Source organism: Devosia sp. A16 (genome assembly GCF_001402915.1).
GTDB lineage: Bacteria > Pseudomonadota > Alphaproteobacteria > Rhizobiales > Devosiaceae > Devosia_A.
Window position 1 is genome coordinate 2173583 of sequence record NZ_CP012945.1, and the last position, 10939, is coordinate 2184521.

A 10939-nucleotide genomic window follows, 5' to 3' on the forward strand; every position below is an offset into this window, starting at 1 on the left:
CTGCAGCTCGGCGATGGCTCCGCCTCAGCTGTCCATCTTGGCGCCGGAGACCACCGCATGCAGGTCGATCAGTCCGACCATGCGGTTCTCGTGCGTCACGATGCCGTTCAGCAGCTCCGTGTCGATCGAGTTGCCCTCGGGCACATTGTGGATGTCGGTCTTGGCCACGGTCAGGATGTCGGACACCGCGTCGACCAGGATGCCCACCCACTTCTCGCCGACGCTCATCACCACCACCACGTGGTTCTTGGTGGGCGAGGTCTGGCCTTCGCCGAAGCGGGCGCGCAGGTCGAAGATCGGCACGATCGTGCCGCGCAGGTTGATCACCCCGCGCACGAATTCCCGGGTGTTGGGGAGCGGCGTTGCGCCGTTCCACGCGCGGATCTCGCGCACCGTGGTGATCTCCACCCCATAGGTCTGTTCGCCGATCGAGAAGGCGATCAGCTGCATCGAGTTGGCGCCGGCGACGCTGGCGCCCGAGGCCATGTCGTCCTTGAATGCGAGAGCTTCCATCTGGTCTTCTGCCTTTCCTGCCGGCCTCCTGGCCTGGCATCAATTTCGTCCGATCAGGCCGCGCTCTTATGCGCCGCCGTCGGTGATTTCAAACCCTGCACGTCGACGATCAGCGCCACGTTGCCGTCGCCGAGGATGGTGCCGCCGGCGATGCCTTCGATCGACTGGAAGTTCTCCTCCAGCGATTTGATCACCACCTGCTGCTGGCCGATGATGTCGTCGACGATCACCGCGACTTTCACCCCGCCCTCGGCTTCGCACAGCACCACGAAGCGGTTGTCGCGCGCCACCTCGGTGGTCATGGCGAAGCGGGAGGCGAGGTCGACCACCTGCACGTATTCGCCGCGCACCTGCAGTACCTGGCCGCCGGTGGGCATGCGCGAGAAATTGGCCCGCGCGCACTGGATGGTCTCGACGATCGAGGAGAGCGGAATGACGTAGGGCGAACCGGCGACCTTCACCAGCATCACGTCGAGTACCGCGAGCGTCAGCGGCAGGCGCAGCGTCATCCGCGTGCCCTTGCCGGTCCAGCTCTTCACGTGCACCGAGCCGCCGATCTTCTTGATGTTGCTGAGCACCACGTCCATGCCGACGCCACGGCCGGAAATGTCGGAGACTTCCGAAGCGGTCGAAAAGCCCGGCGCAAAGATCAGCTGGTCGATCTGCTCGTCGCTCAGCGTCTGCTCCGGTCCCACCACGCCGCGGTCGCGCGCCACCTGCAGCACGCGCTCGCGGTTGATGCCGCCGCCATCGTCTTCCACCGCGATGAGAATATTGCCGCCCGCCTGTTCGGCCGAGAGCCGGATCACCCCGCCTTCGGCTTTGCCCGCCGCCAGCCGCCTTTCCGGGCTCTCGATGCCGTGGTCGGCCGAGTTTCGGATCATGTGGGTCAGCGGGTCGCTCAGCTGCTCGATGATCGTCTTGTCGATCTCGGTATTCTCGCCGATGGTCTCGAGCCGGATCTTCTTGCCGGTCTTGCCGGCCAGTTCTCGCACCAGCCGCGGCATGCGCGAGAATACCGTCTTCACCGGCTGCGCCCGGATCGACATCACCGAGTCCTGCAGCCCGCGCGTCGTCTGCGCCAGCACCTCGAGGCCGCGCACCAGTTCCTGGTAGCGGGCGCGCAGCGTCTCATCCATCTGCTGGGTGAGCATCGACTGGGTGATCACCAGCTCGCCCACCATGTTGACCACGCGGTCGATCTTGTCGAGATCGACGCGGATCGACTGCACCCCGTTGCGCCGGTCCTCGACGCCGGAGCGGCGATCGTTCTCGCCTTCGAACTCTTCGGCCGGGGCCGCTTGCCTGAGCGGTGGCGGCATCAACGGCGGCGCCGCCTTCAGCGCCGGCTTCATGCTCTCGGCCAGCGCCTCGAAGCTGAGCAGCTGCCCGACGGGCGCCTCTACCGCCTCCACCGCCCCAACATCGGCCATCAGCTCGGCAAACGACGGCATGGCCTCGATTTCGGCATCGAGCGCCGCCTCGGCCGACGGCGCCTCGCCGCGAACGATCTCGAGGTCGCAATTGCCTTCGACGAATTCGAACACCTCGGCGATCGACGCCTCGGTCGCGGTCTCGGAAGTGAGCGTGATCTCCCAGCTGCAATAGACCCCGAACGGCTCGAAGTCGGCGAGCGCCGGAATCTCGTCGAGCACCGCCCGCACCTCGATGGCGCCGAGCGTCCCCAGTTCGCGCAGCAGCAGCAGCGGATCGTTGGCGCGCGCATAGAGCTCGGAATGCGGCGTGAAACGGATGATCCAGTGCCGCGCTTCCGGCGCCAGCGGCGGCGCCTCGAATGCATCGTCGAGCACAGCCAGGCCCAGCGGCTCTTCGAGCACCGGGTCGTCCTCGGCGCCGGCGATGCTCACCATGACGGGCACGAAGTCGATGTCGAACTCTTCCATCGGTTCGCCCAGCATGTCCGGGTCGCCCGACGTGAGGGTGTCGAACTGCAGCTTCTCCTCGGCCCCGTAGCCGCTTTCGAGTTCGGAGCCGTCCCTCGCCGCGGCGACAAAGTCGGCGACGATATCGTTGGCCCGGATGCACAGCGCCACCACCGGCTCGCTGAGTTCCACGCGCCCGTCGCGCACATGATCGAGCAGCGTCTCGTAGGCGTGCGCGAACCCCACCAGCCCCTGGAACCCGAACGCCCCGCCGCCACCCTTGATCGAGTGGATGGCGCGGAACACCGCATTCAGCCGGTTGCTCGAATGATCGCCCTCCTCGATCGCCGCGAACTGCTCTTCCAGTTCGAGCAGCAGCTCCGAGCACTCGTCGAAATAGGTGGCCTTGAAGTCGTCGAGGTCGCTCATGGACTAGTCACGAACCCTTCTGGGTTGCCGAAGAGGCGGGGCAGGCGCAGGTGCTCAGCGGCGGCTCAGTGCACCACGCGGTGGATCACCGAGATCAGTTTCTCCGGATCGAACGGCTTGACGATCCACCCGGTGCCGCCGGCGGCGCGCCCCTGGTCGCGCTTGTCCTGGCTGGTTTCGGTAGTGAGGATGAGGATCGGCAGGGAATTGTGCATGCCCGAGGCGCGGACGTTCCGGATGAATTCGATCCCGTCCATGACCGGCATGTTGATGTCGGTGATCACCACGTCGACGCTCTCGTTCTTGAGCACGTCAAGGCCCTTCTGGCCGTCCTCTGCCTGCAGCACCTCGAAGCCAGCATTGCTGAGCGTATGGTGCAGCATGGCGAGAATGGTGCGGGAATCGTCGACCGTCAGTACACGCATGAATTACCCTTCCATGATCGCGGCGAACGGAGCCCCAAGCCCCAGCCGCGAAACCGCCAGCTGAAACGCCTCGGAGGGCGCGCTGACCGCAAATGCGAAATTGTTGCGACGGGCGGTCTCGGCGGCGCTGAGCAGCATGAACAGCGCATTGGTCGCCACCCGTTCGATCGCCGCCCCCGAGACCGTAACCGGTCCGGATTCGATGGCGTCCACCAGTTCGTCGCGAATAGGATCGAGCGCGTCGAGATCGACGATCGCCGGCAAGGCGATGGTTCTGCTGCGTGCCTGAGCCATAACTTGGCTGCCCCCGTGGACTTCTGCCCGGCGCCAGCATCCGATGGAACGGTTTAGGAAGTGCTAAGTTCGGCGGCCTCAGGCGAGGCCGAGCACCGCCCGGATGGCGGCGCGATCGACCCCCTCCAGTGCCTTGGGTCGCCACTGCGGCTTGTGGTCCTTGTCGACCAGCACGGCCCGCACCCCTTCGGCGAAATCCGGCAGTCGCGACATTAGCCGCGCCAGTCGCAGGTCAGCGGCCAGCACCTCGGCGATCTCGACCATGCGGCGGGCGGCGTGGTGGCTTTCGGCAATGGCGACGAGGCTGGTCGGCGAACGCAGGGCCAGCTGCGCCAGTTGCGGCTCGCGGCCGGCCGTGCCGACGATTGCCGCCGTGTCGGTCCAGTCGAGCGACTGATGCCGGTCCGCCGCCGCGCACAGCACCGCCTCACCGACCGGCGCCATCTCGGCCTGCATCAGCGCCCCGAGCGCCGCCTCAATCCGCGTCGCGCCGGCCGCCGCTACGATCCCTCTCCGCACCGCCTCGATCCGTGCCGGATCGATCGCGCAGTCGGTCAGCCCCAGGGCCAGCGCATCGGCGGCGCCGACCGGCACCCCCGCCATGGCGAAGGCCAGCGCCCGATGCACCGGCGCCTTGCCGAGGATGAAGTTCACCCCGACGTCGCAGGTGAAGCCGATCGCCGCTTCCGGCATGGCGAAGCGCGCCTCGCTGGTGGTGAAACGGAAGGCGCAGTGGCCGGCGATGCCGATGCCACCGCCCATCACGATGCCATGCGTCAACGCCACCAGCGGCTTGCCATAGCGTGCGATGATGCCGTTCATCCGGTACTCGGCGGCAAAGAACGCGTCCCCGGCTTCCGCTCGTCCATCGAGCACCGCCTGGCGCACCGCCCTGACGTCACCGCCCGAGCAGAAGCCGCGCGGACCACGCCCCTCGAACAGCACCAGCCGGATCTCGTCGTCATCGGCCCACTGCTCGAGCGCCCGGGTGATGCCGTCGATCATCTCGAGGCTCAGCGCGTTGATCGCCTCGGGCCGATTGAGGGCGATGATCCCCAGGTTCCCCTCGCGAATCACATCGAGCTGGCCGGTCATCTCTCAGGTTCCCATGTTGCCGCCCCGGTGGTAGAGCACCCCGCATGAAGCCCATCAACCCCCCGACCCCGCTCACCAATGTGCATCTGACCGGCATCGCCCGCGACCTCAAGGCGCGGGCCGAGTCGGGCAAGCCGATCCGCATCGGCGTCATCGGTTCGGGCGAAATGGGCACCGACCTCGTGACCCAGGGCGGGCTGATGCGCGGCATCGAGGTGGCGGCCATCGCCACCCGCCGGCCCCACACGGCGCGCGCCGCCATGGCCATCGCCTATGGCGACGATGCGCATGCCGTCGAAGCCGACACCGAAAGCAAGGTGACCGCCGCCATCGAGGCCGGCAAGATGGCCGTCACCTCGGCCGAAACGCTGGTCAAGAATCCGCTGATCGACGTGGTCATCGATGCCACCGGCAAGCCTGGCGTCGCGGCGGACTATTGTCTGACCGCGATGGAGCACGGCAAGCACCTCGTGATGATGAATGTCGAGGCCGACGTCACCATCGGCCCCTACCTGAAGCGCGAGGCCGACCGCCTCGGTGTCGTCTATTCGGTCGGCGCCGGCGACGAGCCTTCGAGCTGCATGGAGCTGATCGAATTCGCCTCGGCCCTGGGCTACCGGATCGTCTCGGCCGGCAAGGGCAAGAACAACCCGCTCAATCACGACGCGGTTCCCGATGACTATCGCGAGGAAGCGATCCGCCGGAACATGAACCCGCGCATGCTGGTGGAGTTCGTCGATGGCAGCAAGACCATGGTGGAGATGGCCTGCATCGCCAACGCCACCGGTCTGGTGCCCGACGTGCCGGGTATGCACGGGCCGAAGGCCGACCGCGACGACATGGTCAAGGTGCTGATCCCGAAGGCGGATGGCGGCATTCTCGACAAGAAGGGCGTCGTCGATTTCACCATCGGCAAGGGCGTGGCACCCGGCGTCTTCGTCATCGTCGAGGCCGAGCATCCGCGCATCATCGAGCGCATGGACGATCTGCATGTCGGCAAGGGGCCGTACTACGCCTTCTTCCGCCCCTACCACCTGACCTCGCTGGAAGTGCCGCTGACCGCGGCGCGCATCATGCTCTACGGCAGGCCTGACATGGTGCCGATGCCCACGCCCGTCGCCGAGGTCTGCGCCGTCGCCAAGCGCGACCTGGCGGTAGGCGAGTCCTTCGATGCCATCGGCGAAACCTGCTACCGCAGCTTCATCCTCACTGTCGAAGATGCCCGCCGCCAGCACGCCGTGCCGGTCGGCCTGCTCGAAGGCGGCAAGGTCACCGCTCCGGTGAAAAAAGGCGAGTTGCTCACCACCGCCAACGCCCGGCCCGACCAGAGCACGAGGCTCTACGCCCTGCGCCAGCGCCAAGACCAGATGTTCGGGCTGGTGGCTTAGCGCGGCATCGCCGGTGCGAAACTGCCGCCTCTGGGCGTCAGCTCCCCCTGAGCGCGATCTTGCCTTGGCGGCCTTTCTCGTTGCTGGCTTCGGCCGCTTCGGCCGCCTGATCGAGCGGAAACACCTCGGCAATCGGCAGCTTCAGCTCGCCGCGCGCTGCCTTGCCGACAAACTCGACGATCGCCCCCTTGATCTGCTCGGGCGTGTGGAAGCTCGACGGCTTGGCGGCCCAGAAGCCCTTCACCACCGCCCGCTTGAACAACAGGTTATCGGCGCTGATCTGCATCGGCCGGCCGCTCAAGGCGCCAAACGAGATCAGCCACCCTTCTTCGGCGACAAGGTCCAACAGCTCGTCCGAGGCGCGACCGGCCACTGAATCCAGCGCCCGCCGGATCGGCGCACCGCCGGTGATGGCACGCGCTCGCTCCTGCCAGTCCTCGTGTTCGCTGGAGACGGCATCGCCGATGCCTTCCGCCGCGAGCTCGGCCACCGCCGCCTCGCGCCGCACGATGTTCAGCACCCTCACCCCGCGCTCCGCCGCCAGCTTGGCGATGATCTTGCCCACCGCTCCGTTCGCCGCGTTCTGCACGATCCAGTCGCCGGCCTCGACCTGCAGCTCGCCGATCAGTCGCCAGGCGCTCAGCGGCATCGACACCAGCTGGCACGCCGTCGCATCGTCGATCCCCTCCGGCAGCGGCACCAGCGATTGCGCATTGGCGAGGTAGTATTCCGCCCAGGCAGCACTGGCCCCGCCGGTCACCCGCTGACCGAGCTTGAGGTTGGTCACCCCTTCGCCCAGCTTGTCGACAATGCCCAGCGCCTCGGTGCCCGGCACATGCGGCAGGCTCGGCTTGTAGCCGTAATGGCCGGTGACGATCATCAGGTCGTGGTTGTGGATCGGCGACAGCACCAGCTTCACCCGCACCTGCCCGGGTCCGGGCTCCGGCAGCGGTCGTTCCTCGAGTTTCAGAACCTTGCGGGGGCTGCCGAATTCCTCGAACACCACGGCTTTCATCTCATCACTCCGTTTGTCTGCCCGTCAGATAGGCGACAGCAGACGATGCGGCTAGTCCAGCGTCTGTCGATACCTGAGCATGGCAATCGCTGAGATCACCAGCAGAATCGCCAGCAGCGCCCAGAGTTCGCCGGTCACGTCCGCCACCGCGCCGCCCTTCAGCATCACCTTGCGCACCACCCGCAGGAAGTGCGTCGCCGGCACCGCCTGGCCGATGAACTGCGCCCAGCCGGGCATGCCGGCGAAGGGAAACATGAAGCCGGAGAGCAGGATCGAGGGCAGGATGGTGAAAAAGCTGAGCTGCATCGCCTGCATCTGGCTTTTGGCCGCCGTGGAGATCAGGAATCCCAGCGCCAGGTTCACCACGATGAACAGGTTGAACCCGAGGAAGAACGCCCAGACGCTGCCCTCGAACGGCACGCCGAAGACAAGGCTCGCCGCCGCGAGGAACACTGCCGTCTGTACATAACCGACGAACACATAGGGCAGGATCTTGCCCAACATCACCTCGAGCGGCTTCACCGGTGTGGCGATCAGCATCTCCATGGTGCCGCGCTCGGTCTCCTTGACGATCGCTACCGCGGTGATCATCACCATCGTCATCGACAGGATGATCGCCAGCAGCCCCGGCACGATATTGGTCGAGGTTCTGCCCTCCGGGTTGTACTCCCGGTGCACCACCATCGCGAACGGCGCCGACCCCGCCTGTTGCGCCAGCGGCCCGGTCAGGGTCTCCGCGATCGCCACGCTGACGATCCCCGAGAGCGCCGCCACGGCGCCGCCGGTCGCCGACGGATCGGAGGCGTCGGCCGCTACCAGGATCTCCGGCTTGTCGCCGCGCACCACGTCGCGCTCGAAATCCTCGGGGATCACCACCACGAAATTGGCCGTGCCGCGCCGCAGCGCCTCTTCGCCTTCGCCCACCCCCATCACCGTGCCCTTGAAAGCGAAGTAGGACGAATTCTGCATCCCCGATATCACCGCCCGGCTGAGCGGTCCGTTATCGCCCAGCTCCACCAGCGTCGGCAGGTTGCGCGGGTCGGCATTGATGGCAAAGCCGAACAGGAACAACTGGATGATCGGCAGGCCGATCATCATGCCGAAGGTGATGCGGTCGCGCCGCATCTGGATGAACTCCTTGTAGAGCACGGCGCCGAAGCGCTTGAGCGAGAACCCCAGCGTCATGCCGCGGCCTTTCCGCCGTCACCGGCGAAATTGTCGCGTGCCCCACTCATCAGGTAGATGAAGGCTTCTTCGAGCCCGGCCACCTCGAGGCTCCAGCGATGCGTGCCCTCGGCCCTGAGCCGCTCGACCGTAGCTTCCAGCGTCGCCTTGTCGGTACCCGAGACGTGCAGCACGGTGCCGAAGCGCGCCACCTGCACCACGCCGGGCTCCTTCAGCAACCGGTCCTCCAGCTTCGCCAGGTCAGGCCCTTCGACGCGCCAGGTCTCGAGCCCCACCATTTCGGGGATCCTGGCGGACGGGCCGTCGATCAGCTTCTTGCCGTAGGCGATGTAGGTGATGAAATCGCACTGCACCGCCTCATCCATGTAGTGAGTGGAGACCAGGACGGTGACGCCCATCGCCGAGAGCCGCCGGATCTCGTCCCAGAAATCGCGCCGCGCCTTGGGGTCTACGCCGGCCGTGGGCTCATCGAGCAGCAGCAGTCTCGGCTCATGCAGCAGGCATGCCGCCAGCGCCAGCCGCTGCTTCCACCCACCCGACAGCGAGCCTGCCAGCTGCTTCTGCCGGTTGGCGAGGCCCAGATCGGCCAGCGCCTGGTCGACCCGCTGTTTGCGCCGGTCGAGCCGGTACATCCGCGCCACGAAATCGAGGTTCTCGCGGATCGAGAGGTCCTCGTAATACGAGAACTTCTGCGTCATGTAGCCGACCTGTTCCTTGATCCGCTCAGCCTCCTTCCGCACATCGAAACCGAGGCAGGTGCCTTCGCCCTCGTCCGGCGTCAGCAGCCCGCACAGCATCCGGATGGTGGTGGTCTTGCCCGAGCCGTTGGGGCCGAGAAAGCCGTAAATCGCCCCCTTCGGCACCTGGATATCGAAGTGATCGACCACGCGCTTGGGTCCGAAATTCTTGGTGAGGCCATGCACGTCGATGACCAGCGGCTCGCCCATCTACCTGCGCTCCACCGTCACCGGCTGTCCCGGATGGAGGCTTGCGGCATCGAGCGTCGCTTCCACCAGGTAGCTCAGCCGCTGCCGCTCATCGCGCGAGTAGATCACCGGCGGAGTGAACTGCGGGTCCGACGCAAAGAAGCTGACCCTGGCGGTGAGGCCATCCGGACAGCCGTCGCAGCTCACCGCCACCTGGTCCCCCAGCGCGAAGCCGGTCCGCGCCGCCTCCGGCACATAGAACTTCACCTTGAGCGCCCCCGCCGGCAGGATCGAGACGACCGGCGTTCCCGCCGCGACGATCTCGCCGGGATCGAAGAACACCCGCTCGATCCGCCCTGCCGCCGGCGCGGTGATGGTGCGGTCGCCCAGATCGGCATTGGCTTTTTCGGCATCGGCATGCGCGGCCGCAAGATTGGCCTCCGCCTGCAGCTGTTGTTCGCTGCGGGCGGGCAGTTCGGCCACCTTGAGCTGCGCCTCGAGCTGGCGCACCGCCGCTTCGGCGCTGGCCAGCGTCGCCCGGTCCTGGTCGAGCTTGGATTGCGGCACCAGTCCCTGGGCGAATAGCTTCTCGCTGCGCGTGGCGCTGTCGCGGGCGAGGCCCATGTCCGCCTCGGCCTTTTCGAGGCTCGCCCGAATCACCTCGAGTTCGTCGGCCCGGCTGCCGGTGGTGAGGTTCTTCAGTCCGGCTTCCGCCGCCGCGACCCGCGCCTCGGCGCCCGAGAGCAGCGCCAGCTGCTGCTCCGAGCGCAGCCGGAACAGCAGATCGCCGGCCTGCACGGCATCGCCCTCGCGCACCGAGACTGTTTCGATCGGCCCGGCGGTGGTCGAGGATGCGTAGACATACCGTGCTTCGACATAGCCGTTGTAGCGTGGCGCCTCGCTGGCGCCGAAGCCCGGGATCACCAATGCCACGAGGCCGACCAGCCAGGCGAGAAGACCGTCCATCATCGCCTCCTCAGCTGCTCGACCACTGCTTGGCGCTCGGCGGGGCACTCAGCCCGTCGAACAGGATGCTCAGGTGGTTCTCCACCAGCTTGTCCATCTGCAGCCCGCCCTCCGGAGCGATGCCGAAGATCTCCGCCATCGCCACATGCAGCATAAGCGGCCCGATGATCGAACGGATGGTGAGGCTGGGGTCGACCTGCCGCAGGTATCCCTGCTCCATGCCGCGACGGATCAGGCCCTCCACGGCTGGAATAACCCGATCCAGTACCTCGCGCCGGTACATCTCGGCGAGCCCGGGGAACCCCATCGCTTCACGGAAGATCAGCTTGGGCATCGCCATCACCTTGGGGTCGCCGATCCGCCCGGCCAGCATGGTCAGCACCATGCTCAAGACGATCCGCGGGTCTCCCTCGTAATCGTGCAGCGTGCTCAGCGCCGAGTCGGCGATCGGCAGGATCGCCCGCCGCACCAATCCCTCGAGCAGCGCCTCCTTGGACGGGAAGTAGAGATAGACCGTGCCTTTGCTCAGCCCTGCCCGCCTCGCGATGTCCTCGACCCGCGTCGCCACGAAGCCCTTCTCGATGAACAGTTCGAGGGCTGCGTCGAGCACTTCGTCCGGCCGGGCTTCGGCCCGCCGGCGGAATTTCGGCCCACGCTCACTATCGGTGTTATCCACGCTTCATCGCCTTACTGACTCACAGGTCATGTATCTACTAACTGACTGGTCAGTTATTTGCAAGCGGCAATCCGGCATAGGGTTAGGCACGGGCGGGCAGGCTCGGGTGTCATCGCGGCGAGCAGGACGCTGCAACTTTCGGCT

11 protein-coding genes are annotated in these 10939 nt (G+C 66.5%); 1 reads left to right on the top strand and 10 read right to left on the bottom strand.

Annotation, left to right across the window (positions count from 1 at the left end; translation table 11 throughout):
- Positions 1-24: 24 nt before the first annotated feature.
- The 5 genes from APS40_RS10595 to APS40_RS10615 form a co-directional block, all read right to left on the bottom strand.
- On the bottom strand, positions 25-513 hold the full coding sequence (locus tag APS40_RS10595) for a chemotaxis protein CheW (protein WP_055047015.1): 489 nt from the start codon (positions 511-513) through the stop codon (positions 25-27).
- 53 nt (positions 514-566) lie between these two features.
- The gene (locus APS40_RS10600) at positions 567-2825 is read right to left on the bottom strand and encodes a chemotaxis protein CheW (RefSeq protein WP_055047016.1); all 2259 of its coding nucleotides are present in this window, start codon (positions 2823-2825) and stop codon (positions 567-569) included.
- Between the two features lie 65 nt (positions 2826-2890).
- Complete coding sequence (locus tag APS40_RS10605; RefSeq protein WP_055047017.1) at positions 2891-3250, bottom strand: response regulator; 360 nt, start codon at positions 3248-3250, stop codon at positions 2891-2893.
- A gap of 3 nt (positions 3251-3253) precedes the next feature.
- A complete protein-coding gene (locus tag APS40_RS10610) occupies positions 3254-3544 on the bottom strand; it encodes an STAS domain-containing protein (protein WP_055047018.1) in 291 nt (96 codons plus the stop codon).
- Positions 3545-3622: 78 nt separating this feature from the next.
- On the bottom strand, positions 3623-4639 hold the full coding sequence (locus APS40_RS10615) for an enoyl-CoA hydratase/isomerase family protein (protein ID WP_055047019.1): 1017 nt from the start codon (positions 4637-4639) through the stop codon (positions 3623-3625).
- Positions 4640-4683: 44 nt separating this feature from the next.
- Between APS40_RS10615 and APS40_RS10620 the strand changes: the two genes are divergently transcribed.
- Positions 4684-6027: an NAD(P)H-dependent oxidoreductase gene (locus tag APS40_RS10620; RefSeq protein ID WP_055047020.1), complete on the top strand. Its 1344-nt coding sequence runs from the start codon at positions 4684-4686 to the stop codon at positions 6025-6027.
- A 37-nt stretch (positions 6028-6064) separates the two neighbouring features.
- On the opposite strand, the gene APS40_RS10625 is transcribed toward APS40_RS10620, so the two are convergent.
- The 5 genes from APS40_RS10625 to APS40_RS10645 are packed head-to-tail and all read right to left on the bottom strand — an operon-like array spanning position 6065 to position 10795.
- Positions 6065-7042, bottom strand: coding sequence for a zinc-binding dehydrogenase (locus APS40_RS10625; protein ID WP_055047021.1), 978 nt, complete (start codon positions 7040-7042; stop codon positions 6065-6067).
- Between the two features lie 51 nt (positions 7043-7093).
- Positions 7094-8227, bottom strand: a complete 1134-nt coding sequence (locus tag APS40_RS10630; protein ID WP_055047022.1) for an ABC transporter permease — start codon at positions 8225-8227, stop codon at positions 7094-7096.
- Complete coding sequence (locus APS40_RS10635; RefSeq protein ID WP_055047023.1) at positions 8224-9174, bottom strand: ABC transporter ATP-binding protein; 951 nt, start codon at positions 9172-9174, stop codon at positions 8224-8226. Before APS40_RS10635 ends, APS40_RS10630 begins: the two co-directional genes overlap by 4 nt.
- Positions 9175-10119: an HlyD family secretion protein gene (locus APS40_RS10640; RefSeq protein ID WP_055049628.1), complete on the bottom strand. Its 945-nt coding sequence runs from the start codon at positions 10117-10119 to the stop codon at positions 9175-9177. It abuts the gene before it with no gap.
- A gap of 10 nt (positions 10120-10129) precedes the next feature.
- On the bottom strand, positions 10130-10795 hold the full coding sequence (locus tag APS40_RS10645) for a TetR/AcrR family transcriptional regulator (RefSeq protein WP_055047024.1): 666 nt from the start codon (positions 10793-10795) through the stop codon (positions 10130-10132).
- Between the last annotated feature and the right edge of the window lie 144 nt (positions 10796-10939).

Excerpts from the sequence above, each read along its gene's own strand:
- APS40_RS10625 (WP_055047021.1), bottom strand. The coding sequence starts at position 7,042 with ATGAAAGCCGTGGTGTTCGAGGAATTCGGCAGCCCCCGCAAGGTTCTG.
- APS40_RS10595 (WP_055047015.1), bottom strand. The coding sequence starts at position 513 with ATGGAAGCTCTCGCATTCAAGGACGACATGGCCTCGGGCGCCAGCGTC.
- APS40_RS10605 (WP_055047017.1), bottom strand. The coding sequence starts at position 3,250 with ATGCGTGTACTGACGGTCGACGATTCCCGCACCATTCTCGCCATGCTG.
- APS40_RS10630 (WP_055047022.1), bottom strand. The coding sequence starts at position 8,227 with ATGACGCTGGGGTTCTCGCTCAAGCGCTTCGGCGCCGTGCTCTACAAG.
- APS40_RS10600 (WP_055047016.1), bottom strand. The coding sequence starts at position 2,825 with ATGAGCGACCTCGACGACTTCAAGGCCACCTATTTCGACGAGTGCTCG.
- APS40_RS10610 (WP_055047018.1), bottom strand. The coding sequence starts at position 3,544 with ATGGCTCAGGCACGCAGCAGAACCATCGCCTTGCCGGCGATCGTCGAT.
- APS40_RS10615 (WP_055047019.1), bottom strand. The coding sequence starts at position 4,639 with ATGACCGGCCAGCTCGATGTGATTCGCGAGGGGAACCTGGGGATCATC.
- APS40_RS10620 (WP_055047020.1), top strand. The coding sequence starts at position 4,684 with ATGAAGCCCATCAACCCCCCGACCCCGCTCACCAATGTGCATCTGACC.
- APS40_RS10635 (WP_055047023.1), bottom strand. The coding sequence starts at position 9,174 with ATGGGCGAGCCGCTGGTCATCGACGTGCATGGCCTCACCAAGAATTTC.
- APS40_RS10640 (WP_055049628.1), bottom strand. The coding sequence starts at position 10,119 with ATGGACGGTCTTCTCGCCTGGCTGGTCGGCCTCGTGGCATTGGTGATC.